Below are 26,067 nucleotides of genomic sequence, written 5' to 3'. Positions count from 1 at the left end.
AAAAGCTAGCCGGTGGCTAGCTTTTTCAGTTCAAAAGGAAAGCGTTATTCGAAACAGATTTCGATAAATGCATTTCCCCACTGTGAAGAGAAAGGCATGATAATGATCGCACCTTCACACTTATGACGGATAGTGTGACCTTTGCCAGAGACAACAACAGGTGTTGCCATGTCGAAATCAAATCCGCTTTCAGCCAAGATACGTTTCGCACCACCAGTAACCATATTAGTGATTTCACCCACCATATCGGTAACTTCTTCATTCAAGCCATTTGGGCGTTCACCAAGCATGTTCTGCATGATTTCTAGAGCCAAGCTTTCATCAAAAGTGATCGACATAGAACCGCGGCTTTGATCACCAACCATCCCTATTAAGCCAGAAACATCACCACGTGCAATTTCATCTTTCTTTACACGAGGCTTCTGTGGCTTCAATTCCAATGAAGCCATCGTTTTTAGTACATTCATTAACGAAGCTAAAAACGGGTTTACAAATTCAGCGCGCATAACCTTCTTCTGTGTCTATTCTTCTATTTCTGAGGAACACTGCTGGCAAATGCCATGGGATTCAATGACATGATTCGTAATGTTGAATCCGTGTTTCTCTGCATTCTTTGTTAACAAAGTTACCAGACTATCGTCTTGAAGTTCAATAACATTGCTGCAATTGTCGCAAATCAATAGATGTGAGTGGTGCTTATGTGCATTGCACGAACAGCAAGAAATATAGCTGTTTGTGGATTCAACTCGATGGATGAAACCTTGCTCAAGAAGAAAATCTAGAGCTCGGTATACCGTAGGCGGTTTTGCCTGAGGTTCGCTCTCTTTGAGATCTTCTAGAAGCTCGTAAGCACTGGATGCTTTTTTGTTGGCGCAAATCAGTTCAAAAACTCTTTTACGCTGCGGGGTGAGCCTAACCCCTCTTGCAACACATATTTCTTCGATTTGCTTAAGTAGCGTTTGGTCCAAATTAATCACCATAACCATTGGACTTTATTAATAATATACTATTTTAAGATAATTATCGTTTATCAAACCATCTTATTTGTCCTCTAAGCTGCGTCTCTTCAGCTTGTATATGAGGAAATCTCTGAACATAAGTTACCCTAAATAGGACGAAAACGATACCTAGAAGATAAGTTGGCGATTGATCTGAGAAGTGATTACAATACGGCGCTTCACTTTTGTCCTTACAAAACGTGATCTGTGATTTACTTATTTAGGATACTTAGCCATGACTCACTCATGCCGACTTTCTGTTGCACCAATGCTTGATTGGACAGATCGCCACTGTCGATACTTCCATCGTTTGTTGTCTAGTCAAACATTGCTTTATACAGAGATGGTAACAACGGGCGCGATTATTCATGGTAAAGGTGATTTTCTTGCTTACAACCAAGAAGAGCACCCAGTAGCACTGCAGCTAGGAGGCTCTAACCCACAAGACTTAGCGACGTGTGCTAAGTTGGCTCAGGAACGTGGTTATGATGAAGTGAACTTGAATGTAGGTTGCCCATCGGATCGTGTGCAAAATGGCCGCTTTGGTGCTTGTTTAATGGGGGAACCACAGTTAGTTGCAGATTGTGTGGCGTCAATGAAAGAAGTCGTCGATATACCGGTCACAGTCAAAACTCGCATCGGCATTGATGATCAGGACTCTTATGAGTTTCTGACAGACTTTGTGTCAACCGTATCGGAAAAAGGTGGCTGTGAGCAGTTCACTATTCACGCTCGTAAAGCTTGGTTGAGTGGCTTAAGCCCGAAAGAGAACCGAGAAATCCCACCATTGGATTACCCAAGGGCTTACCAGCTAAAGAAAGATTTTTCCCATTTAGTGATTGCGGTTAATGGTGGCATTAAAACGCTTGATGAATCGTTAGAACACCTCGAGCATTTAGACGGTGTGATGATTGGTCGTGAAGCATATCAAAGCCCATTTTTGCTGGCTGAGGTCGATCAACGCATTTTTGGCCTAGATACACCTATCAAAAAACGCAGCCAAGTGGTTGAGGAAATGTACCCTTATATAGAAGAACAATTGGCAAAGGGCGCATACCTTGGTCATATTACTCGTCATATGTTGGGTTTATTCCAAAATATGCCAGGTGCTCGTCAATGGCGTCGATATATCAGCGAAAATGCGCATAAGAAAGGTGCCGGTATTGAAGTGGTTGAAACCGCTTTAGCGAAAATTCCGAAAGAGCTGAATGTGTAAATATGACCATATTTAGTGGTTAAATTTACCGATGTTAACGTTGAGGCCGATGATGTTTTTATACGTCATCGGCTTCTTTTTTTCTAAGTGATTGAAAAATATCGATAGTTATAAGCTGGCCCAATATCTGCAATCTTTTGAGAGAGAAAGATAGGAGAGGTTTTATGTTAGAGCTTATTTTTGTATTGGTATTCATTGCGACGTTGTTAGTGACAGGTTTGACTATGGTGACTGTTTTCGTTGCAACGGGTGTTGCGCTGCTGGTGATGATGTTGCTGGGCATGATTGGAGCGGTCATTAAACTGGTGCCCTGGCTAATTGTGATTGCATTAGGTGTGTGGTTTTTCAAAAGCTTTGTTTACAGCCCGAGATAATTTGTAAAACGATCCCCCTTATCCTGATGACATTCTGTGCTATTATTCCCGCCAGATTTTGATGACAACAAGTAGCCGATTACTTCAGGAGCTAAACAGGATGAATATTTGCAGACTGGCGATTGCTTTGGGCGGGGTTATGCTTGCCTCTTCTGCTTACGCTGAATCGCCATATCGTTTCAGTGTAGGCGCAGAGCATTGGTGGGGGAGCACCAAAGTGAATGAAGTGCGCAAAGATGATGCATCTATCCCATCTTTCAATGCATCTTTCGAGCATGATCTTCCATACTTGCCAGATGTTAGCTTCCGCTACACTAGTGTTGACGCTGATTACATGGCGTTTGATAAGTATGACTTTACGTTTTATTACTCGCTGATTGATCACGATTTGCTTCACTTTGATGCGGGTATTGCTCTTAGTCAGTTTTCTAACTCAAAGTATGTAGCGACAGTGGGTACGCCGAATACTGACACATTCGATGAACTAACTTGGAACTGGTACGGTAAGGCAGCGATCAATATCGATGGGACGAACTTCGATATTATTGGTCAAATCGATTTTGGTGATAGCAAAGGGTTAAAAACGACTGATATGGTTGCAGGTGGCCAGTACCGTTGGCAGCTGCCATCAGGTGAATTAGCACTGAAAGGTGGTTATCGCGTAATTGATATTGAATCAGACCAATTTGAAGTCGATGTAGGTGGCCATAAACCATTCATCTTTGTTGATGGCTGGTTTGTCGGAGCTGAATACGTTTTTTAGCGTACCGCTACTAAAGTTTCTTAAAACGCCGCTTTATTAAGCGGCGTTTTTTTATATCTAATCATTATATGGAAAAGGATTTTGTTAGCAGTTTGGCGGGAATGAACCATGCTTACTGAGCAAGACTTGTAATGTAAAGCAATGGAAGCTGTTTACTATGACAATTACTGAGCTACGTACTCTGTATAGAGATGACAAGCTAGTTGAAGCTATCATCGAACCCTCTGTGCAAGAGGGGAGTTGGATTGTTGAGTTTCGTCACGCTAGAGGTGGGTTTGTATTACTAACCGACTCTCATGGGGAAGAATGCCACTATATGGACTTAGATTTAGCATCAAAGTCTGCCATGGCTGTGGGTTTTAAACAGGTGAGAGTTGAAGCCAAATAGCACCTAGCCACTCGATTACCTCCTTTTCTTACTTCCAAAAAGTTATAAAACATACTTATCTATTCTTTCTTGTTATTAAAAAGAGTGGTTAATCTATCGTCACGCAATGAATAGGGATGTCGTGACTATGTCTTCTCAAAAGAAAGTGTCATCAGGAAGCACTAATGATCTGGCTGGATTAACAGCCCCTCTTAATCAGCAGCAACTAGGTCAGTTGCAGCAAACCGTATCTGAACTATCTCCAAATCAACTTGCCTGGGTAAGTGGTTATTTCTGGGGGCTAAGTCAAGCTCAAACTTCTGGTGCATCGGCACCAATCACTCAAGCTGCTGCGACGGTTGCTTCAAAACCTGCTGGCAAGCTCACCATTATCTATGCATCTCAAACTGGTAATGCAAAAGGTGTAGCTGAATCGCTTGAAAACGAAGCTCGTCAGGCTGGCATTGAAGCTCAGCTATACGATGCTAGTGATTACAAAGGGAAGAGCCTCGCGAAAGAAACTCATGTCATTATCGTGGCATCGACTAACGGTGAAGGTGAAGCACCCGATAATGCGATTGAGTTGCACGAGTTCTTACAATCTAAGAAAGCGCCAAAACTGCCAAACCTTAAATATGGTGTTATTGGACTTGGTGATTCTAGTTACGAATTCTTCTGTCAAACGGGTAAAGACTTCGATTCTTACCTCGCTAAGTTGGGCGCGACATCTTTTATCGATCGTATCGACTGTGATGTGGATTACGAAGCTCCAGCGTCAGAATGGCGCAGTAAGGCTCTTGATCTTGTACAGGAAGAGCTAGCGTCAGGTAGTGAAGCTGAAGTCGTGCAATTACCGGTTGGCCAAGCGGCAGCTGGACACTCGCAATACACTAAGCAAAACCCGTATACAGCAACGTTATTGACGAGCCAAAAAATCACGGGTCGTGATTCGGGTAAAGATGTTCGTCATATCGAGATTGATCTTGAAGAGTCGGGCATTACATACCAACCAGGCGATGCGTTAGGGGTCTGGTACGAAAACAGCTCTGATCTAGCCAATGAAATCCTAGCTAAAGTGGGCTTGTCAGGTGTTGAAAGTGTTGAAGTCGATGGTGAAAGCCTCTCTATTCATAGTGCGCTTGTAAGTAAATACGAAATTACGACGTCTAATCCACAGCTCGTGACTAAATTTGCAGAGCTATCTGGCAGTAAAAAACTGCAAAAGCTGGTGGAAGATAAGGACAAACTGCGCGAATACGCAGGAAATACTCAAGTTGTCGACGTTATTGCTGAAAAGAAAACCAAGCTATCGGCAGAAGAATTAGTTGGGCTACTTCGCCGTTTGACGCCGCGCTTATATTCTATCGCTTCGGCGCAAAGTGAAGTCGACGAAGAAGTTCACTTAACCGTTGGACTGGTTGAATACCAAAAAGGTGATTCGACTCGCTATGGTGGTGCGTCAAGCTACCTTGCACAGCGCCTTGAAGAAGGCGGTGAAGTTAAAGTCTTTATCGAAAACAACAACAACTTTAAGTTACCTCAAGATGATAGTGTGCCAGTTATCATGATTGGTCCAGGTACAGGAATAGCTCCGTTCCGCAGCTTTATTCAAGAGCGAGACAATCGTGATGCAGAAGGTAAAAACTGGTTGTTCTTTGGCGATCGTACTTTCACGCAGGATTTCCTATATCAAGTGGAGTGGCAGAAGTACCTGAAGTCTGGCTTGGTAAATCGATTGGACGTCGCCTTTAGCCGTGATCAGCATGAGAAAGTCTATGTACAACATCGCATCCTAGAGCAAGCTGGACAGGTATGGCAGTGGATTCAAGAGGGGGCCTACTTATACGTGTGTGGTGATGCGACACGTATGGCTAAAGATGTCCATGAAGCCTTCATCGCTGTGGCTGAACAAGAAGGCAAGATGTCTCGTGATGATGCCGAGGAATTCATTAATAACTTACGTAAAGAAAAACGCTATCAAAGGGATGTGTACTAATGAGCAAGCAAGATGTATTTGAACAGGAAGTTTTGGGTCAAGTGCTTGGTCCATTAGCTGACAATGAGCGTTTAAAGCGTGAAAGTAACTTTCTTCGCGGAACGATAGAGCAGGACTTACAAGATCGTATTACTGGTGGATTTACTGCTGATAACTTTCAATTGATCCGCTTCCACGGTATGTATCAACAGGATGACCGTGATATCCGCAACGAGCGTGCTAAGCAAAAGCTAGAGCCATTGCATAATGTGATGCTGCGTGCTCGTATGCCTGGTGGGATCATTACACCTAAGCAATGGTTAGCGATCGATAAGTTTGCTACTGAGCATACAATGTATGGAAGTTTACGTTTAACTACACGTCAGACGTTCCAGTTTCACGGTGTGTTAAAGCCAAATATTAAGTTGATGCACCAGACACTCAATAGTATTGGTATCGATTCGATTGCTACCGCGGGCGATGTTAACCGAAATGTGTTGTGTACGACTAACCCCGTTGAGTCAGAGCTACATCAAGAAGCTTATGAGTGGGCCAAGAAAATCAGTGAGCACCTACTACCAAAAACTAAAGCCTATGCTGAGATTTGGTTGGATGGTGAAAAAGTTGAGTCGACGGATGAAGAACCAATTTTGGGTAGCAACTACTTACCACGTAAATTCAAAACCACAGTAGTGATCCCACCGCAAAATGATGTTGATGTACATGCTAATGACCTCAACTTCGTTGCGATAGCAGACAACGGTAAGCTGGTGGGCTTTAACGTATTGGTTGGTGGTGGTCTTGCTATGACCCATGGTGATACGTCTACTTACCCACGTAAAGCGGATGATCTTGGGTTCATTCCTTTGGAAAAAACACTCGATGTAGCAGCAGCCGTTGTTACAACGCAGCGTGATTGGGGTAACCGCTCTAATCGTAAAAACGCAAAGACCAAATACACGCTAGACAGAGTGGGTACTGATGTATTTAAAGCTGAAGTCGAAAAGCGTGCAGGTGTAGAATTTGAAGCGAGCCGACCATACGAATTTACTGACCGAGGTGACCGCATCGGTTGGGTGGAAGGAATCGATGGTAAATATCACTTAGCGCTGTTTATTGAAAATGGTCGTTTGTTGGATTACCCAGGAAAACCTCTTAAAACAGGTGTTGCTGAAATCGCTAAGGTGCATAAAGGCGATTTCCGAATGACGGCTAACCAGAATCTAATTGTGGCTGGTGTAGCGAAAAGTCAAAAAGCGAAGATCGAGAAGATCGCGCGTGAGCACGGCTTAATGGATGACGCGATCAGTGAACAACGCAAAAATTCGATGGCCTGTGTGGCGTTTCCTACTTGTCCTTTGGCAATGGCTGAAGCCGAGAGATTCTTACCTGAATTCGTTACAGATGTAGAAGGCCTTCTAGAGAAGCACCAGTTACCCAAAGAAGACAACATCATTTTACGTGTGACTGGTTGCCCAAATGGTTGTGGACGTGCAATGTTGGCGGAAATTGGCCTAGTAGGTAAAGCGCCTGGTCGTTACAACCTGCATTTGGGTGGCAACCGTGCAGGTACTCGTGTGCCTAAGATGTACAAAGAAAACATCACTGAGCAGCAAATCCTCGAAGATATCGATCAACTGATTGGGCGTTGGGCGGCAGAGCGCGAAGAAAATGAAGGCTTTGGCGACTTTACTATCCGAGCAGGAATCATTGCTGAGGTCATTAACTCAAAGAGGGATTTTCATGCTTAATTCTGTAGCTTCTAAACCGAAGTTGGCAGAACTGCTCTCATTAACTAAGACGGAGCAAATACTCCGTCTTGCTGAGATTAACGGTGAGCTCGAACGTCTTACCGCTCAGCAAAGAGTTGAATGGGCATTGAATAACTTAGAAGGGACACATGTTGTTTCGTCCAGTTTTGGTATTCAAGCTGCAGTGATGCTGCACTTAGTCACTCAAGTAAAACCAGATATTCCAGTTATCCTTACCGATACAGGTTATCTATTTCCTGAAACCTACCGCTTTATTGATCAGTTGAGTCAGCAGTTGACCCTGAACTTGAAAGTATATAGCTCTTTAGACAGCCCTAATTGGCAAGAAGCACGTTACGGTAAACTGTGGGAGCAAGGTATAGAAGGAATTGAGAAGTACAACAAGCTAAATAAAGTAGAGCCGATGCGCCGCGCATTGGATGAACTTGAAGTGGGTACTTGGTTTTCTGGATTACGTCGTGAGCAATCAGATTCAAGAGCACACCTACCGATTTTGTCGATCCAAAATGGTGTGTTTAAGTTTCTACCGGTAATCGACTGGAGTAACAAAGATGTTCATTACTATCTAGAAGAGCATGGCCTGTCTTATCATCCTCTAAGAGAAGAGGGGTACCTGTCGGTGGGTGATACGCACACGACTAAAAAATGGGAACCGGGTATGACAGAGCAAGAAACTCGTTTCTTTGGTCTTAAAAGAGAATGTGGTCTCCATGAAGATGATGGGGAACAGTATGGCTCAGGTATCTAGTATTGGTACATGAAGATAAAAAGCCGCGTAAGCGGCTTTTTTATCTCCAGAGGGAGCTGTGTGAACGACTGTCTGTGGATAACTTTGGGGTTAACCTGTTTGTCATATATGGGTAAATATGGATAAATAGCGCTTTGAATGAAAATGTAGCGATTAGAGCTTATTTTTGCAATTTTTGAAAAATAACGCTTGCCAATGTGATATCGATCTCTATAATGCCTCCTCGTTGACGCAGCAAGGGCCCACGGGCAGCAAAGCTTAGTTAGCAAGGTCAAAAGGAAATAGAAATCTTCATTTGCCTTTAGTTTTAGAAAATGAAATTAAATGCAAAAAAGTGTTTGACACTGAAGATTATCTCGCTAGAATGGCCGCCTCTTCCGAAGTGACTTAAGTCACAAAGAAGAAACGCTCTTTAACAATTTAAACCTATCAATCTGTGTGGGCACTCGTTGATGATAATCCAATTAGAAACTTCGGTTTCAAATTAGGTTTCAATGAAACGAAGTGACCATTGAATCTTCGGATTCAGCACAGTCAATTCAAACATTACTTTATGTAATGTTCAGTATTCATTGAGCCGACAAAATCTTAAATTGAAGAGTTTGATCATGGCTCAGATTGAACGCTGGCGGCAGGCCTAACACATGCAAGTCGAGCGGAAACGAGTTAACTGAACCTTCGGGGAACGTTAACGGCGTCGAGCGGCGGACGGGTGAGTAATGCCTAGGAAGTTGCCCAGTAGAGGGGGATAACCATTGGAAACGATGGCTAATACCGCATAACCTCTTCGGAGCAAAGCAGGGGACCTTCGGGCCTTGCGCTATTGGATACGCCTAGGTGGGATTAGCTAGTTGGTGAGGTAATGGCTCACCAAGGCGACGATCCCTAGCTGGTCTGAGAGGATGATCAGCCACACTGGAACTGAGACACGGTCCAGACTCCTACGGGAGGCAGCAGTGGGGAATATTGCACAATGGGCGAAAGCCTGATGCAGCCATGCCGCGTGTGTGAAGAAGGCCTTCGGGTTGTAAAGCACTTTCAGCAGTGAGGAAGGCATTAAGATTAATACTCTTGGTGTTTGACGTTAGCTGCAGAAGAAGCACCGGCTAACTCCGTGCCAGCAGCCGCGGTAATACGGAGGGTGCGAGCGTTAATCGGAATTACTGGGCGTAAAGCGCATGCAGGTGGTGGATTAAGTCAGATGTGAAAGCCCGGGGCTCAACCTCGGAACTGCATTTGAAACTGGTTCACTAGAGTACTGTAGAGGGGGGTAGAATTTCAGGTGTAGCGGTGAAATGCGTAGAGATCTGAAGGAATACCGGTGGCGAAGGCGGCCCCCTGGACAGATACTGACACTCAGATGCGAAAGCGTGGGGAGCAAACAGGATTAGATACCCTGGTAGTCCACGCCGTAAACGATGTCTACTTGGAGGTTGTGGCCTTGAGCCGTGGCTTTCGGAGCTAACGCGTTAAGTAGACCGCCTGGGGAGTACGGTCGCAAGATTAAAACTCAAATGAATTGACGGGGGCCCGCACAAGCGGTGGAGCATGTGGTTTAATTCGATGCAACGCGAAGAACCTTACCTACTCTTGACATCCAGAGAACTTTCCAGAGATGGATTGGTGCCTTCGGGAACTCTGAGACAGGTGCTGCATGGCTGTCGTCAGCTCGTGTTGTGAAATGTTGGGTTAAGTCCCGCAACGAGCGCAACCCTTATCCTTGTTTGCCAGCGAGTAATGTCGGGAACTCCAGGGAGACTGCCGGTGATAAACCGGAGGAAGGTGGGGACGACGTCAAGTCATCATGGCCCTTACGAGTAGGGCTACACACGTGCTACAATGGCGCATACAGAGGGCGGCGAGCCAGCGATGGTCAGCGAATCCCAAAAAGTGCGTCGTAGTCCGGATTGGAGTCTGCAACTCGACTCCATGAAGTCGGAATCGCTAGTAATCGTAGATCAGAATGCTACGGTGAATACGTTCCCGGGCCTTGTACACACCGCCCGTCACACCATGGGAGTGGGCTGCAAAAGAAGTGGGTAGTTTAACCTTCGGGAGGACGCTCACCACTTTGTGGTTCATGACTGGGGTGAAGTCGTAACAAGGTAGCCCTAGGGGAACCTGGGGCTGGATCACCTCCTTATACGATGATTATTGCGATGAGTGTTCACACAGATTGATATGGTTTAAGAAGTTTAAGAGATAGAGATGTCCCCCAAGACATTTCGCACTAGTGTCCCGTTCGTCTAGAGGCCTAGGACACCGCCCTTTCACGGCGGTAACAGGGGTTCGACTCCCCTACGGGATACCATCTTTAAGTGTTCTTTTTTCCTTAGAACAGAAAGTAGAATCTTTAAAAATGGTTACTTCCTTTGAAGTGATTAGCTCTTTAACAATTTGGAAAGCTGACGAATAACATTTGATTGATGTTATTCAAATAAAAGTTCTCAAACCTATGTCTCTTAGAGATGTAGGTACCAACACACATTCAAGTGTTCTTGGGAATAACTTTCGAGTTATTCATATTTGAGTCCGGCAAAATCGAATGTCTCTCGCTCATTCAAATAATGAGAGACACACCTTGGTTGTTTGCCATACGTAAAGACCCCTTCGGGTTGTATGGTTAAGTGACTAAGCGTACACGGTGGATGCCTTGGCAGTCAGAGGCGATGAAGGACGTATTAACTTGCGATAAGCCCAGATTAGGTAGTAAAAACCACTTGAGTCTGGGATTTCCGAATGGGGAAACCCAACTGCATAAGCAGTTACTGTTAACTGAATACATAGGTTAACAGGGCGAACCCGGGAACTGAAACATCTAAGTACCCGGAGGAGTAGAAATCAACCGAGATTCCGAAAGTAGCGGCGAGCGAAATTGGATTAGCCCTTAAGCTTTTAATGATGCAGGTGAAGAGTCTGGAAAGTCTCGCGATACAGGGTGATAGCCCCGTAACCGACACATCATAATCAGTGAAATCGAGTAGGGCGGGACACGTGATATCCTGTCTGAATATGGGGGGACCATCCTCCAAGGCTAAATACTACTGACTGACCGATAGTGAACCAGTACCGTGAGGGAAAGGCGAAAAGAACCCCTGTGAGGGGAGTGAAATAGAACCTGAAACCGTGTACGTACAAGCAGTAGGAGCACCTTCGTGGTGTGACTGCGTACCTTTTGTATAATGGGTCAGCGACTTATATTCAGTCAAGTCAAGGTTAACCGATTAGGGGAGCCGTAGAGAAATCGAGTCTTAACTGGGCGTCGAGTTTCTGGATATAGACCCGAAACCAGGTGATCTAGCCATGGGCAGGTTGAAGGTTGAGTAACATCAACTGGAGGACCGAACCGACTAATGTTGAAAAATTAGCGGATGACTTGTGGCTAGGGGTGAAAGGCCAATCAAACCTGGAGATAGCTGGTTCTCCCCGAAATCTATTTAGGTAGAGCCTCGGACGAATACTACTGGGGGTAGAGCACTGTTAAGGCTAGGGGGTCATCCCGACTTACCAACCCTTTGCAAACTCCGAATACCAGTAAGTACTATCCGGGAGACACACGGCGGGTGCTAACGTCCGTCGTGGAGAGGGAAACAACCCAGACCGCCAGCTAAGGTCCCAAAGTATAGCTAAGTGGGAAACGATGTGGGAAGGCTTAGACAGCTAGGATGTTGGCTTAGAAGCAGCCATCATTTAAAGAAAGCGTAATAGCTCACTAGTCGAGTCGGCCTGCGCGGAAGATGTAACGGGGCTAAGCTATACACCGAAGCTGCGGCAATGCGATTTATCGCATTGGGTAGGGGAGCGTTCTGTAAGCCGTTGAAGGTGGGTTGTAAAGCCTGCTGGAGGTATCAGAAGTGCGAATGCTGACATGAGTAACGATAAAGGGGGTGAAAAACCTCCTCGCCGGAAGACCAAGGGTTCCTGTCCAACGTTAATCGGGGCAGGGTAAGTCGACCCCTAAGGCGAGGCCGAAAGGCGTAGTCGATGGGAAACGGGTTAATATTCCCGTACTTCTTACAATTGCGATGGGGGGACGGAGAAGGCTAGGTGGGCCTGGCGACGGTTGTCCAGGTTCAAGTGCGTAGGCTTAAGAGTTAGGTAAATCCGGCTCTTTTTAAGGCTGAGACACGATGTCGAGCTACTACGGTAGTGAAGTCATTGATGCCATGCTTCCAGGAAAAGCCTCTAAGCTTCAGATTGTAAGGAATCGTACCCCAAACCGACACAGGTGGTCGGGTAGAGAATACCAAGGCGCTTGAGAGAACTCGGGTGAAGGAACTAGGCAAAATGGTACCGTAACTTCGGGAGAAGGTACGCTCTTGACGGTGAAGTCCCTTGCGGATGGAGCTATTGAGAGTCGCAGATACCAGGTGGCTGCAACTGTTTATTAAAAACACAGCACTGTGCAAAATCGTAAGATGACGTATACGGTGTGACGCCTGCCCGGTGCCGGAAGGTTAATTGATGGGGTTAGACTTCGGTCGAAGCTCTTGATCGAAGCCCCGGTAAACGGCGGCCGTAACTATAACGGTCCTAAGGTAGCGAAATTCCTTGTCGGGTAAGTTCCGACCTGCACGAATGGCGTAATGATGGCCACGCTGTCTCCACCCGAGACTCAGTGAAATTGAAATCGCTGTGAAGATGCAGTGTACCCGCGGCTAGACGGAAAGACCCCGTGAACCTTTACTACAGCTTGGCACTGAACATTGAGCCTACATGTGTAGGATAGGTGGGAGGCTTTGAAGACGGTACGCCAGTATCGTTGGAGCCATCCTTGAAATACCACCCTTGTATGTTTGATGTTCTAACTTAGACCCATTATCTGGGTTGAGGACAGTGCCTGGTGGGTAGTTTGACTGGGGCGGTCTCCTCCCAAAGAGTAACGGAGGAGCACGAAGGTGGGCTAATCACGGTTGGACATCGTGAGGTTAGTGCAATGGCATAAGCCCGCTTGACTGCGAGAATGACAATTCGACAGGTGCGAAAGCAGGTCATAGTGATCCGGTGGTTCTGTATGGAAGGGCCATCGCTCAACGGATAAAAGGTACTCCGGGGATAACAGGCTGATACCGCCCAAGAGTTCATATCGACGGCGGTGTTTGGCACCTCGATGTCGGCTCATCACATCCTGGGGCTGAAGTCGGTCCCAAGGGTATGGCTGTTCGCCATTTAAAGTGGTACGCGAGCTGGGTTTAGAACGTCGTGAGACAGTTCGGTCCCTATCTGCCGTGGGCGTTGGAAGATTGAAGGGGGCTGCTCCTAGTACGAGAGGACCGGAGTGGACGAACCTCTGGTGTTCGGGTTGTGTCGCCAGACGCATTGCCCGGTAGCTAAGTTCGGAATCGATAACCGCTGAAAGCATCTAAGCGGGAAGCGAGCCCTGAGATGAGTCTTCCCTGGCGCTTTAAGCGTCCTAAAGGGTTGTTCGAGACTAGAACGTTGATAGGCAGGGTGTGTAAGCGTTGTGAGGCGTTGAGCTAACCTGTACTAATTGCCCGTGAGGCTTAACCATACAACACCCAAGGGGTTTTGATGGACTCAATAGAACATTGAATGTGTATAACTAGAGCTTAAAATCAGTTTTCCGAATTAAGAATTTGCTTGGCGACCATAGCGTTGTGGACCCACCTGATTCCATGCCGAACTCAGAAGTGAAACGCAATAGCGCCGATGGTAGTGTGGGGCTTCCCCATGTGAGAGTAGGACATCGCCAGGCTTTAAATCTCGACTTGTCTCATTGAGACGAGTCAACATAAGGTTTTGAGTAAAAAGCTTAGAATTTTATGTTGACTTTCGAAGTAGAGAGCGTATTATACGCGTCCTGCTTAGGTGCTAAGGCACTGAAAGCCAAGCTCTTTAACAATTTAAACCTATCAATCTGTGTGGGCACTCGTTGATGATAATCCAATTAGAAACTTCGGTTTCAAATTAGGTTTCAATGAAACGAAGTGACCATTGAATCTTCGGATTCAGCACAGTCAATTCAAACATTACTTTATGTAATGTTCAGTATTCATTGAGCCGACAAAATCTTAAATTGAAGAGTTTGATCATGGCTCAGATTGAACGCTGGCGGCAGGCCTAACACATGCAAGTCGAGCGGAAACGAGTTAACTGAACCTTCGGGGAACGTTAACGGCGTCGAGCGGCGGACGGGTGAGTAATGCCTAGGAAGTTGCCCAGTAGAGGGGGATAACCATTGGAAACGATGGCTAATACCGCATAACCTCTTCGGAGCAAAGCAGGGGACCTTCGGGCCTTGCGCTATTGGATACGCCTAGGTGGGATTAGCTAGTTGGTGAGGTAATGGCTCACCAAGGCGACGATCCCTAGCTGGTCTGAGAGGATGATCAGCCACACTGGAACTGAGACACGGTCCAGACTCCTACGGGAGGCAGCAGTGGGGAATATTGCACAATGGGCGAAAGCCTGATGCAGCCATGCCGCGTGTGTGAAGAAGGCCTTCGGGTTGTAAAGCACTTTCAGCAGTGAGGAAGGCATTAAGATTAATACTCTTGGTGTTTGACGTTAGCTGCAGAAGAAGCACCGGCTAACTCCGTGCCAGCAGCCGCGGTAATACGGAGGGTGCGAGCGTTAATCGGAATTACTGGGCGTAAAGCGCATGCAGGTGGTGGATTAAGTCAGATGTGAAAGCCCGGGGCTCAACCTCGGAACTGCATTTGAAACTGGTTCACTAGAGTACTGTAGAGGGGGGTAGAATTTCAGGTGTAGCGGTGAAATGCGTAGAGATCTGAAGGAATACCGGTGGCGAAGGCGGCCCCCTGGACAGATACTGACACTCAGATGCGAAAGCGTGGGGAGCAAACAGGATTAGATACCCTGGTAGTCCACGCCGTAAACGATGTCTACTTGGAGGTTGTGGCCTTGAGCCGTGGCTTTCGGAGCTAACGCGTTAAGTAGACCGCCTGGGGAGTACGGTCGCAAGATTAAAACTCAAATGAATTGACGGGGGCCCGCACAAGCGGTGGAGCATGTGGTTTAATTCGATGCAACGCGAAGAACCTTACCTACTCTTGACATCCAGAGAACTTTTCCAGAGATGGATTGGTGCCTTCGGGAACTCTGAGACAGGTGCTGCATGGCTGTCGTCAGCTCGTGTTGTGAAATGTTGGGTTAAGTCCCGCAACGAGCGCAACCCTTATCCTTGTTTGCCAGCGAGTAATGTCGGGAACTCCAGGGAGACTGCCGGTGATAAACCGGAGGAAGGTGGGGACGACGTCAAGTCATCATGGCCCTTACGAGTAGGGCTACACACGTGCTACAATGGCGCATACAGAGGGCGGCGAGCCAGCGATGGTCAGCGAATCCCAAAAAGTGCGTCGTAGTCCGGATTGGAGTCTGCAACTCGACTCCATGAAGTCGGAATCGCTAGTAATCGTAGATCAGAATGCTACGGTGAATACGTTCCCGGGCCTTGTACACACCGCCCGTCACACCATGGGAGTGGGCTGCAAAAGAAGTGGGTAGTTTAACCTTCGGGAGGACGCTCACCACTTTGTGGTTCATGACTGGGGTGAAGTCGTAACAAGGTAGCCCTAGGGGAACCTGGGGCTGGATCACCTCCTTATACGATGATTATTGCGATGAGTGTTCACACAGATTGATATGGTTTAAAAAAGTTTAAGAGACGATACTGGGTCTGTAGCTCAGGTGGTTAGAGCGTTCGCCTGATAAGCGAGAGGTCGGTGGTTCAAGTCCACTCAGACCCACCAATCTTCCTCCCAGGGGATTGGCTGATAGTATCGACACCTTGATGGGGCTATAGCTCAGCTGGGAGAGCGCCTGCCTTGCACGCAGGAGGTCAGCAGTTCGATCCTGCTTAGCTCCACCATCTTTAAGCGCATTAGCGATAGTGTTTTTAAAAATGGTTCTTAAATGAATCTAGCTCTTTAACAATTTGGAAAGCTGACGAATAACATTTGATTGATGTTATTCAAATAAAAGTTCTCAAATCCTATGTCTCTTAGAGATGTAGGTACCAACACACATTCAAGTGTTCTTGGGAATAACTTTCGAGTTATTCATATTTGAGTCCGGCAAAATCGAATGTCTCTCGCTCATTCAAATAATGAGAGACACACCTTGGTTGTTTGCCATACGTAAAGACCCCTTCGGGTTGTATGGTTAAGTGACTAAGCGTACACGGTGGATGCCTTGGCAGTCAGAGGCGATGAAGGACGTATTAACTTGCGATAAGCCCAGATTAGGTAGTAAAAACCATTTGAGTCTGGGATTTCCGAATGGGGAAACCCAACTGCATAAGCAGTTACTGTTAACTGAATACATAGGTTAACAGGGCGAACCCGGGGAACTGAAACATCTAAGTACCCGGAGGAGTAGAAATCAACCGAGATTCCGAAAGTAGCGGCGAGCGAAATTGGATTAGCCCTTAAGCTTTTAATGATGCAGGTGAAGAGTCTGGAAAGTCTCGCGATACAGGGTGATAGCCCCGTAACCGACACATCATAATCAGTGAAATCGAGTAGGGCGGGACACGTGATATCCTGTCTGAATATGGGGGGACCATCCTCCAAGGCTAAATACTACTGACTGACCGATAGTGAACCAGTACCGTGAGGGAAAGGCGAAAAGAACCCCTGTGAGGGGAGTGAAATAGAACCTGAAACCGTGTACGTACAAGCAGTAGGAGCACCTTCGTGGTGTGACTGCGTACCTTTTGTATAATGGGTCAGCGACTTATATTCAGTAGCAAGGTTAACCGATTAGGGGAGCCGTAGAGAAATCGAGTCTTAACTGGGCGTCGAGTTTCTGGATATAGACCCGAAACCAGGTGATCTAGCCATGGGCAGGTTGAAGGTTGAGTAACATCAACTGGAGGACCGAACCGACTAATGTTGAAAAATTAGCGGATGACTTGTGGCTAGGGGTGAAAGGCCAATCAAACCTGGAGATAGCTGGTTCTCCCCGAAATCTATTTAGGTAGAGCCTCGGACGAATACTACTGGGGGTAGAGCACTGTTAAGGCTAGGGGGTCATCCCGACTTACCAACCCTTTGCAAACTCCGAATACCAGTAAGTACTATCCGGGAGACACACGGCGGGTGCTAACGTCCGTCGTGGAGAGGGAAACAACCCAGACCGCCAGCTAAGGTCCCAAAGTATAGCTAAGTGGGAAACGATGTGGGAAGGCTTAGACAGCTAGGATGTTGGCTTAGAAGCAGCCATCATTTAAAGAAAGCGTAATAGCTCACTAGTCGAGTCGGCCTGCGCGGAAGATGTAACGGGGCTAAGCTATACACCGAAGCTGCGGCAATGCGATTTATGCATTGGGTAGGGGAGCGTTCTGTAAGCCGTTGAAGGTGGGTTGTAAAGCCTGCTGGAGGTATCAGAAGTGCGAATGCTGACATGAGTAACGATAAAGGGGGTGAAAAACCTCCTCGCCGGAAGACCAAGGGTTCCTGTCCAACGTTAATCGGGGCAGGGTAAGTCGACCCCTAAGGCGAGGCCGAAAGGCGTAGTCGATGGGAAACGGGTTAATATTCCCGTACTTCTTACAATTGCGATGGGGGGACGGAGAAGGCTAGGTGGGCCTGGCGACGGTTGTCCAGGTTCAAGTGCGTAGGCTTAAGAGTTAGGTAAATCCGGCTCTTTTTAAGGCTGAGACACGATGTCGAGCTACTACGGTAGTGAAGTCATTGATGCCATGCTTCCAGGAAAAGCCTCTAAGCTTCAGATTGTAAGGAATCGTACCCCAAACCGACACAGGTGGTCGGGTAGAGAATACCAAGGCGCTTGAGAGAACTCGGGTGAAGGAACTAGGCAAAATGGTACCGTAACTTCGGGAGAAGGTACGCTCTTGACGGTGAAGTCCCTTGCGGATGGAGCTATTGAGAGTCGCAGATACCAGGTGGCTGCAACTGTTTATTAAAAACACAGCACTGTGCAAAATCGTAAGATGACGTATACGGTGTGACGCCTGCCCGGTGCCGGAAGGTTAATTGATGGGGTTAGACTTCGGTCGAAGCTCTTGATCGAAGCCCCGGTAAACGGCGGCCGTAACTATAACGGTCCTAAGGTAGCGAAATTCCTTGTCGGGTAAGTTCCGACCTGCACGAATGGCGTAATGATGGCCACGCTGTCTCCACCCGAGACTCAGTGAAATTGAAATCGCTGTGAAGATGCAGTGTACCCGCGGCTAGACGGAAAGACCCCGTGAACCTTTACTACAGCTTGGCACTGAACATTGAGCCTACATGTGTAGGATAGGTGGGAGGCTTTGAAGACGGTACGCCAGTATCGTTGGAGCCATCCTTGAAATACCACCCTTGTATGTTTGATGTTCTAACTTAGACCCATTATCTGGGTTGAGGACAGTGCCTGGTGGGTAGTTTGACTGGGGCGGTCTCCTCCCAAAGAGTAACGGAGGAGCACGAAGGTGGGCTAATCACGGTTGGACATCGTGAGGTTAGTGCAATGGCATAAGCCCGCTTGACTGCGAGAATGACAATTCGAGCAGGTGCGAAAGCAGGTCATAGTGATCCGGTGGTTCTGTATGGAAGGGCCATCGCTCAACGGATAAAAGGTACTCCGGGGATAACAGGCTGATACCGCCCAAGAGTTCATATCGACGGCGGTGTTTGGCACCTCGATGTCGGCTCATCACATCCTGGGGCTGAAGTCGGTCCCAAGGGTATGGCTGTTCGCCATTTAAAGTGGTACGCGAGCTGGGTTTAGAACGTCGTGAGACAGTTCGGTCCCTATCTGCCGTGGGCGTTGGAAGATTGAAGGGGGCTGCTCCTAGTACGAGAGGACCGGAGTGGACGAACCTCTGGTGTTCGGGTTGTGTCGCCAGACGCATTGCCCGGTAGCTAAGTTCGGAATCGATAACCGCTGAAAGCATCTAAGCGGGAAGCGAGCCCTGAGATGAGTCTTCCCTGGCGCTTTAAGCGTCCTAAAGGGTTGTTCGAGACTAGAACGTTGATAGGCAGGGTGTGTAAGCGTTGTGAGGCGTTGAGCTAACCTGTACTAATTGCCCGTGAGGCTTAACCATACAACACCCAAGGGGTTTTGATGGACTCAAATAGAACATTGAATGTGTATAACTAGAGCTTAAAATCAGTTTTCCGAATTAAGAATTTGCTTGGCGACCATAGCGTTGTGGACCCACCTGATTCCATGCCGAACTCAGAAGTGAAACGCAATAGCGCCGATGGTAGTGTGGGGCTTCCCCATGTGAGAGTAGGACATCGCCAGGCTTTAATTTTATTTTCACTTTTTAAAAAGTGAAGACAAAAGATGGACACTTGCTAAGGCGAGTGATACCACTGCGGAGTGGTAGTTCAGTTGGTTAGAATACCGGCCTGTCACGCCGGGGGTCGCGGGTTCGAGTCCCGTCCACTCCGCCATTTATTTCGAGACCTCAGCAGAAATGCTGAGGTCTTTTTGTATTTGGAGCAAATAAAAATAGCGAGTTACCAACTTAGAGTGAACGGTGGTTCAGTTGGTTAGGCCATACTGAGAAGAATATGGCCTATCACGCAGGGGGCTGAGATTTGAGTCTTACCCATTCCGGCATCTATAAGCCCAGTCGAAGAACTGGGCTTTTCCCGTTTCTGAAGATCTAGTTTTCCTGCCAGGTGTGCTACTTCACCTGAATGTTTGAAAATTCTTGTGAACTAGGAAACTCGGGATCAATTGTCGTTAAAGCTTTCCTGAGGTTAAGAAATTAGTACTGTATCGCTTCACTACATTAAGTCCCGTTAATATATAGAAAACGAAAGCCCTCCTCATCTCTCAGCATAGTTTTAACCATACTAATCTTGACGATTCAAAATAGGATTTGTCATAGCGTTGAGTGAGATATACAAAAAGGAACTGTAGAATATCTAGCAAAGGATAGTGACATGTTGGACGGCGTTATTTCGGTGATAACGGCTCTATGGCATCAAGATTTCACTCTATTACAAGCTGCGCAGAGCGAGTCCCTTATATACATAATTGTTGGCATGCTAATCTTTTTGGAAAGTGGTTTTATACCAGCTGCTCCTTTCCCTTGTGATAGCGTGGTTGTGTTATCTGGAACGCTTGCCGCTGTTGGTGTGCTTGATCCTATTGCAACGTTACTTGTTATCACGGTATGTGCAGCAACCGGAAGCTGGGTTGGATATATACAAGGTTTATGGCTCAATCGACTGCCAAAAGTCCAAAGTTGGGTTAATGCGGTCCCTTCAAAAAGAATGGATCAAGTGGATAGTTTGCTTAACAGGCATGGATTGGTTGCTTTGTTTTGTGCACGGTTTATCCCAGTAGTACGATCTCTATTACCGTTAGTAATGGGTATACGTGAGCATAAAGCGTGCAGATTTCAGTACTTCTCCTGGCTTAGTGCAACGTTGTGGACATTACTATTATGTACGTTGGGAATGCTATTGCCTCAACTTCCCGAGGCAATTAGCCGTTATGTGACGGCTTTCTTGATGGCTGCACCTATTATCACTTTAGGAATAGCGTTATCCAGTCTAATCGCTTTGAAGGTAAGAAAAGCCGCATCTAGATCCTCTGCAAGCTTAGAATAATCTCTGTCGTAAATGTACGATGGATGAATGGCAAAAAAGGCAGCTAAATTCAGCTGCCTTTTTACTTTAGTGGGGACTACAGGGCGCTACTCTTCTAATTCTGGTTCTTCAGCGTCCAGTTCCTTCTGAGATCGCTTTGCTTTCTCTATCATTGGTGTGATGGTTGATCCCTGCACTAGTATCGAGAACACAACGACTGAGTAGGTCATAACTAAGACGATTTCTTTTACGTCTATCAGCTTGTCTTGAATAACCCATACACCTGATGGAATAGATAGCGCCATCGCTAGTGCTAGGCCGCCACGGAGCCCACCCCAAGTTAGGATTTTTACCGACCAAGGGTTGTAGTTTCGGTAGCGTTTAAACCCAATGTAGGAAATGAACACACTAAGATATCGAGCTGACAAAACCAGCGGGATAGAAAAGGCCATTAGAATCCAGTCTTCTTTATGGAATTCGAACAGTAGCATTGACATGCCGATGAGAAGGAACAGCACGCCATTAAGAAACTCATCGACCAGTTCCCAGAAATGGTCTAAGTGATCCTCACTTTCCTTTGAAAAGCCAATAAAGCGAGTCCAGTTACCTATCATAATGCCTGATACCACCATAGCTAGCGGCCCTGAAACGTGAAGCACTTCAGCAAATGCATACCCTGCCGTGGGAATGCCAATCGTAAGTAGTAACTCCATCGAGTGGTCATCGGTTGAACTGATTAAATAATGGAACACTAAGCCAAGAACAAAACCATAGGCGATACCACCAATGGCTTCCTGAATGAATAGTAGTGTTACGCTGCCGACTGTTGGAGCTTCAGTCCCAAAAGCAATCGTGAAGATAGTGACAAAGATTACTAGTCCGAAACCATCATTAAATAAAGACTCGCCCTCTATCTGTGTGGAGATACGTTTTGGTGCGTCCAACTTTTTTACGATCGCTAACACGGCTATTGGGTCAGTTGGTGAAATCAGTGCACCAAACAGTAAACAATAGATAAGGTCGAATTGGATTCCAATCAACTGACAGAACCAGTAAAGCGCAAATCCGATGAAGAAAGTCGAGAATAATGTTGCCCCGAGCGCTAATACAGTAATTTCCCATCTTTGATCTTTAAGGTTAGGAAGCTTGATTCCTAGGCCGCCAGCAAATAGAAGAAAGCCTAGTATCCCTTTTAGTAGGAAGTCTTCAAAGTTAATACTCGCTACTGTATCAGAGGCAATCTCAGTGAGGTGAAACCAATCATTTTGGCCCGCAACTAAGATGAGTAGCGATAGCATCATCGAACCTGCTGTAATCGCAATGGTTGTTTGCATCTTACCAATTTTGCTGTTTACGAAAGCAATCAGCATGGCTGCTGCTGAGAGGAAGCAAAGCGTGTAGTAGACCGACATTATATTCTCAGTATGTAACAAAATATGAATAGGGATTTTCTGCCTACTATGCTCAAATAGCAAACACTTTTTTGTCATGGCTAAGTAATCAATTTCCTCGTTTAGACGTCTAGACTCCTTTTTAATGTGTGATAGGATGGAGCGATAACTAAAGGAATGAGGCTGTACTGTGGGAAGTAATGTAAGGCAACAGATTGAAGCTCAATTAAAGCAACGTATCTTATTGATTGATGGTGGTATGGGCACCATGATCCAAGATTACAAATTAGAAGAGCAAGATTATGGTGGTGAGCGCTTTGCGGATTGGCATTGTGATTTAAAAGGTAACAATGATCTATTAGTCCTATCTCAGCCTAAATTAATTAAAGATATTCACCTGCAATACTTAGAAGCAGGTGCAGATATTCTTGAAACCAACACATTCAATGCAACCACCATAGCGATGGCTGACTATGATATGGAAAGCCTGAGTGAAGAGATTAACTATGCGGCGGCCAAGTTAGCACGTGAAGCAGCCGACGAATGGACCGCGAAAACACCAGAAAAACCGCGTTATGTTGCAGGTGTATTAGGCCCAACAAACCGAACATGTTCGATCTCTCCAGATGTGAATGACCCTGGCTATCGAAATGTTAGCTTTGATGAACTTGTTACTGCATATTCCGAGTCTACTAGAGCGTTAATTAAAGGCGGCTCAGACCTCATCCTTATTGAGACTATTTTCGATACCCTAAATGCTAAAGCTTGTGCGTTTGCCGTTGATTCGGTTTTCGAGGAGCTAGGCATTAGTCTGCCTGTGATGATCTCAGGTACGATTACCGATGCATCGGGAAGAACGCTATCAGGTCAAACAACGGAAGCGTTTTACAACTCATTGCGCCACGTTAACCCTATTTCATTTGGCCTTAACTGTGCATTGGGACCGGATGAACTGCGCCCTTATGTCGAAGAGTTGTCACGCATTTCTGAGTCGTTTGTATCGGCTCACCCTAATGCGGGCTTACCTAATGCTTTCGGTGAGTACGATTTGTCACCAGAGGATATGGCTGTTCACGTTAAAGAATGGGCAGAAAGCGGCTTCCTAAACTTGATTGGTGGTTGTTGTGGTACCACGCCAGAACATATTCGTCATATGGCGGACGCTGTAGAGAGTGTTCAACCACGTAAGCAACCTGAGCTAGTAACGGCTTGCCGTCTGTCCGGTCTTGAGCCACTGACCATAGAAAAAGAGACTCTGTTTATTAATGTTGGTGAACGTACCAATGTGACCGGTTCTGCTCGCTTCAAGCGCCTGATTAAAGAAGAGCTTTATGATGAAGCGCTAGAAGTCGCACGCCAGCAAGTTGAGAATGGCGCCCAGATCATCGATATCAATATGGATGAAGGCATGCTTGATGCTGAAGCGTGTATGGTTCGATTCTTGAACCTATGTGCCTCAGAACCTGAAATTTCCAAAGTGCCAATCATGGTGGACTCTTCTAAGTGGGAAGTGATTGAAGCTGGCCTGAAATGTATCCAAGGCAAAGGCATCGTTAACTCGATCTCACTGAAAGAAGGGAAGGAAAAGTTTGTAGAGCAAGCAAAACTGATCCGCCGTTATGGTGCTGCAGTTATCGTTATGGCATTCGACGAAGTAGGCCAAGCAGAAACACGTGAACGTAAACTAGAAATCTGTACTAACGCATACCGAATTCTAGTTGATGAAGTTGGCTTCCCACCAGAAGACATTATCTTCGATCCAAATATCTTTGCAGTCGCGACGGGAATTGAAGAGCACAACAACTACGCTGTAGATTTCATCGAGGCTGTTGCCGATATCAAACGTGACTTACCTCATGCGATGATTTCAGGTGGTGTGTCGAACGTGTCGTTCTCTTTCCGAGGCAACAACTATGTTCGCGAAGCGATTCACGCCGTTTTCCTTTACCACTGTTTTAAGAATGGTATGGATATGGGGATCGTTAACGCAGGTCAGCTTGAGATCTATGACAACGTTCCCGACAAACTTCGTGAAGCAGTAGAGGATGTGGTCTTAAACCGTCGTGATGATGCGACTGAACGCTTGCTTGATATCGCCGCGGAATACGCTGGTAAAGGTGTTGGCAAAGAAGATGATGCATCGGCACTTGAATGGCGCACATGGCCAGTAGAGAAACGTTTAGAGCACGCGTTAGTAAAAGGTATTACAGAGTTCATTGTTGAAGATACTGAAGAGGCGCGTGTTAATGCATCTAAGCCACTAGAGGTTATTGAGGGCCCTCTAATGGACGGTATGAACGTGGTCGGTGACTTATTTGGTGAAGGTAAGATGTTCCTGCCTCAAGTAGTGAAATCTGCACGCGTAATGAAACAGGCTGTAGCTCACTTAGAGCCGTTCATTAACAAGGAAAAGCAAGCTGGTTCTTCCAACGGTAAGATACTACTGGCAACGGTGAAAGGGGATGTTCACGATATCGGTAAGAACATTGTTGGTGTTGTTCTCCAATGTAATAACTACGAGATCATCGACCTTGGTGTAATGGTTCCGTGCGAGAAAATCTTGAAAGTAGCTCAAGAAGAGAACGTAGATATCATCGGGCTTTCAGGCCTGATTACGCCATCACTAGATGAGATGGTTCACGTTGCAAAAGAGATGGAACGTCTTGATTTCAACCTGCCTCTGTTAATTGGTGGTGCGACAACTTCAAAAGCTCACACAGCTGTGAAAATTGAGCAGAATTACAAGAATCCTGTGGTGTATGTCAACAATGCCTCTCGTGCTGTTGGAGTGTGTACTTCCCTGCTTTCTGATGAGCTTCGTCCAGCGTTTGTAGAAAAGCTAGATGCGGACTATGAGCGTGTTCGTGACCAACATAACCGTAAAAAGCCTCGCACTAAGCCTGTTACCTTAGAGCAAGCTCGAGCAAACAAAGTTTCGATTGATTGGAATGCTTACACACCGCCTGTACCAGTTAAGCCGGGTGTGCATGTGTTTGATGACTTTGATATCTCGACACTGCGTAAATATATCGACTGGACACCATTTTTCATGACTTGGTCGCTAGTGGGTAAATACCCTGCGATCTTCGACCATGAAGAAGTCGGTGAAGAAGCTCAACGACTCTTTAAAGACGCAAATGAACTACTCGATCGAGTAGAGAAAGAAGGTCTAATGAAAGCACGTGGTATGTGTGCATTATTCCCCGCTGCGAGCGTTGGTGATGACATTGAAGTTTACACCGATGAGTCTCGTACTGAAGTCGCTAAAGTTCTTCATAACTTACGTCAGCAAACTGAAAAGCCAAAAGGCTTTAATTACTGTTTATCTGATTACATTGCGCCGAAAGACTCTGGTAAGAAAGATTGGATTGGAGCGTTTGCCGTAACTGGTGGTATTAATGAGCGTGAGTTGGCCGATGCGTATAAAGCGCAAGGTGATGATTACAACGCAATCATGATTCAAGCTGTCGCGGACCGCTTAGCAGAAGCGTTTGCTGAGTGTTTGCATGAGCGTGTTCGTAAAGACATTTGGGGCTATGCCGCAGATGAAAACCTATCGAACGAAGAATTGATTCGAGAGAAGTACCAAGGTATTCGTCCTGCTCCGGGGTATCCTGCTTGTCCAGAACATACTGAAAAAGGCCCGCTCTGGGACTTAATGAAGGTAGAAGAGACGATTGGTATGACGCTAACCTCAAGCTATGCGATGTACCCTGGGGCTTCGGTATCCGGCTGGTATTTCTCGCATCCAGACTCGCGTTACTTTGCGATCGCACAGATCCAGCAGGATCAGGTTGAGAGTTACGCTGATCGTAAAGGTTGGGATCTGCTCGAAGCTGAGAAATGGCTCGGTCCTAATATGAACTAATTAGGATCAAGATAGTTTCAGGATCAAAAAAGGTTAGCGTGACGCTAACCTTTTTTCGT

The 26,067-nt window shown here is 46.3% G+C and carries 12 protein-coding genes, 4 tRNA genes and 6 rRNA genes; 19 read left to right on the top strand and 3 right to left on the bottom strand.

The annotated features are described in order from the left end of the window. Window positions 1-44: 44 nt before the first annotated feature. Window positions 45-506: a chemotaxis protein CheX gene (locus J4N42_RS12635; protein ID WP_252028422.1), complete on the bottom strand. Its 462-nt coding sequence runs from the start codon at window positions 504-506 to the stop codon at window positions 45-47. A gap of 15 nt (window positions 507-521) precedes the next feature. Further along, window positions 522-980 carry a zinc uptake transcriptional repressor Zur gene (gene zur / locus J4N42_RS12630; RefSeq protein ID WP_252030844.1) on the bottom strand — a complete coding sequence of 153 codons (459 nt, stop codon included), beginning with the start codon at window positions 978-980 and terminating at the stop codon, window positions 522-524. Window positions 981-1,233: 253 nt separating this feature from the next. Between zur and dusA the strand changes: the two genes are divergently transcribed. From dusA to J4N42_RS12540, 18 genes are all read left to right on the top strand, one after another. Then, window positions 1,234-2,214, top strand: coding sequence for a tRNA dihydrouridine(20/20a) synthase DusA (gene dusA / locus J4N42_RS12625; RefSeq protein ID WP_252028421.1), 981 nt, complete (start codon window positions 1,234-1,236; stop codon window positions 2,212-2,214). 164 nt (window positions 2,215-2,378) lie between these two features. Then, window positions 2,379-2,588 carry an envelope stress response protein PspG gene (gene pspG, locus J4N42_RS12620; protein WP_252028420.1) on the top strand — a complete coding sequence of 70 codons (210 nt, stop codon included), beginning with the start codon at window positions 2,379-2,381 and terminating at the stop codon, window positions 2,586-2,588. A 100-nt stretch (window positions 2,589-2,688) separates the two neighbouring features. Then, window positions 2,689-3,351: a TIGR04219 family outer membrane beta-barrel protein gene (locus J4N42_RS12615; RefSeq protein WP_252028419.1), complete on the top strand. Its 663-nt coding sequence runs from the start codon at window positions 2,689-2,691 to the stop codon at window positions 3,349-3,351. Between the two features lie 157 nt (window positions 3,352-3,508). Further along, entirely contained in the window at window positions 3,509-3,739 is a 231-nt protein-coding gene (locus tag J4N42_RS12610; protein ID WP_252028418.1) for a hypothetical protein, read from the top strand. A gap of 106 nt (window positions 3,740-3,845) precedes the next feature. Continuing rightward, window positions 3,846-5,714 (top strand): assimilatory sulfite reductase (NADPH) flavoprotein subunit, encoded by a 1,869-nt coding sequence (locus J4N42_RS12605; protein ID WP_252028416.1) that lies wholly within the window; start codon window positions 3,846-3,848, stop codon window positions 5,712-5,714. Then, window positions 5,714-7,444 carry an assimilatory sulfite reductase (NADPH) hemoprotein subunit gene (gene cysI, locus J4N42_RS12600; protein WP_252028414.1) on the top strand — a complete coding sequence of 577 codons (1,731 nt, stop codon included), beginning with the start codon at window positions 5,714-5,716 and terminating at the stop codon, window positions 7,442-7,444. Before J4N42_RS12605 ends, cysI begins: the two co-directional genes overlap by 1 nt. Next, on the top strand, window positions 7,437-8,213 hold the full coding sequence (locus tag J4N42_RS12595; protein ID WP_252028412.1) for a phosphoadenylyl-sulfate reductase: 777 nt from the start codon (window positions 7,437-7,439) through the stop codon (window positions 8,211-8,213). The genes cysI and J4N42_RS12595 overlap by 8 nt, the downstream gene beginning before the upstream one ends. 590 nt (window positions 8,214-8,803) lie before the next feature. Next, window positions 8,804-10,356, top strand: a 16S ribosomal RNA gene (locus J4N42_RS12590). Between the two features lie 92 nt (window positions 10,357-10,448). Continuing rightward, a tRNA-Glu gene (locus tag J4N42_RS12585) sits at window positions 10,449-10,524 on the top strand. 310 nt (window positions 10,525-10,834) lie between these two features. Continuing rightward, window positions 10,835-13,725 (top strand): 23S ribosomal RNA (locus tag J4N42_RS12580). Between the two features lie 88 nt (window positions 13,726-13,813). Next, a 5S ribosomal RNA gene (gene rrf, locus J4N42_RS12575) occupies window positions 13,814-13,929 on the top strand. A gap of 318 nt (window positions 13,930-14,247) precedes the next feature. Continuing rightward, window positions 14,248-15,801 (top strand): 16S ribosomal RNA (locus J4N42_RS12570). Window positions 15,802-15,869: 68 nt separating this feature from the next. After that, a tRNA-Ile gene (locus tag J4N42_RS12565) sits at window positions 15,870-15,946 on the top strand. A gap of 43 nt (window positions 15,947-15,989) precedes the next feature. Further along, window positions 15,990-16,065: transfer RNA gene (locus tag J4N42_RS12560), tRNA-Ala, on the top strand. Window positions 16,066-16,356: 291 nt separating this feature from the next. Beyond that, window positions 16,357-19,245, top strand: a 23S ribosomal RNA gene (locus J4N42_RS12555). Between the two features lie 89 nt (window positions 19,246-19,334). Continuing rightward, a 5S ribosomal RNA gene (rrf, locus tag J4N42_RS12550) occupies window positions 19,335-19,450 on the top strand. The 16S, 23S and 5S rRNA genes sit together here with 4 tRNA genes alongside, the layout of an rRNA operon. Window positions 19,451-19,523: 73 nt before the next feature. Further along, window positions 19,524-19,600, top strand: a tRNA-Asp gene (locus J4N42_RS12545). A 498-nt stretch (window positions 19,601-20,098) separates the two neighbouring features. Further along, window positions 20,099-20,770, top strand: a complete 672-nt coding sequence (locus J4N42_RS12540) for a DedA family protein (RefSeq protein WP_252028410.1) — start codon at window positions 20,099-20,101, stop codon at window positions 20,768-20,770. 86 nt (window positions 20,771-20,856) lie between these two features. On the opposite strand, the gene J4N42_RS12535 is transcribed toward J4N42_RS12540, so the two are convergent. Beyond that, window positions 20,857-22,161, bottom strand: a complete 1,305-nt coding sequence (locus J4N42_RS12535; protein ID WP_503033599.1) for a cation:proton antiporter — start codon at window positions 22,159-22,161, stop codon at window positions 20,857-20,859. Between the two features lie 169 nt (window positions 22,162-22,330). Between J4N42_RS12535 and metH the strand changes: the two genes are divergently transcribed. Continuing rightward, window positions 22,331-26,008: a methionine synthase gene (gene metH, locus J4N42_RS12530; protein WP_252028406.1), complete on the top strand. Its 3,678-nt coding sequence runs from the start codon at window positions 22,331-22,333 to the stop codon at window positions 26,006-26,008. Window positions 26,009-26,067 lie beyond the last annotated feature (59 nt).

The sequence above is a fragment of the Vibrio sp. SCSIO 43135 genome (genome assembly GCF_023716665.1).
In the GTDB taxonomy this organism is placed as follows: domain Bacteria; phylum Pseudomonadota; class Gammaproteobacteria; order Enterobacterales; family Vibrionaceae; genus Vibrio; species Vibrio paucivorans.
The sequence above is the reverse complement of the archived record's forward strand: the minus strand, read 5'-3'. Positions and strand labels throughout refer to the sequence as shown.

Excerpts from the sequence above, each read along its gene's own strand:
- J4N42_RS12605 (WP_252028416.1), top strand. The coding sequence starts at position 3,846 with ATGAATAGGGATGTCGTGACTATGTCTTCTCAAAAGAAAGTGTCATCA.
- zur (WP_252030844.1), bottom strand. The coding sequence starts at position 980 with ATGGTGATTAATTTGGACCAAACGCTACTTAAGCAAATCGAAGAAATA.
- J4N42_RS12610 (WP_252028418.1), top strand. The coding sequence starts at position 3,509 with ATGACAATTACTGAGCTACGTACTCTGTATAGAGATGACAAGCTAGTT.
- J4N42_RS12595 (WP_252028412.1), top strand. The coding sequence starts at position 7,437 with ATGCTTAATTCTGTAGCTTCTAAACCGAAGTTGGCAGAACTGCTCTCA.
- J4N42_RS12635 (WP_252028422.1), bottom strand. The coding sequence starts at position 506 with ATGCGCGCTGAATTTGTAAACCCGTTTTTAGCTTCGTTAATGAATGTA.
- pspG (WP_252028420.1), top strand. The coding sequence starts at position 2,379 with ATGTTAGAGCTTATTTTTGTATTGGTATTCATTGCGACGTTGTTAGTG.
- J4N42_RS12615 (WP_252028419.1), top strand. The coding sequence starts at position 2,689 with ATGAATATTTGCAGACTGGCGATTGCTTTGGGCGGGGTTATGCTTGCC.
- dusA (WP_252028421.1), top strand. The coding sequence starts at position 1,234 with ATGACTCACTCATGCCGACTTTCTGTTGCACCAATGCTTGATTGGACA.
- J4N42_RS12535 (WP_503033599.1), bottom strand. The coding sequence starts at position 22,161 with ATGTCGGTCTACTACACGCTTTGCTTCCTCTCAGCAGCAGCCATGCTG.
- J4N42_RS12540 (WP_252028410.1), top strand. The coding sequence starts at position 20,099 with ATGTTGGACGGCGTTATTTCGGTGATAACGGCTCTATGGCATCAAGAT.
- cysI (WP_252028414.1), top strand. The coding sequence starts at position 5,714 with ATGAGCAAGCAAGATGTATTTGAACAGGAAGTTTTGGGTCAAGTGCTT.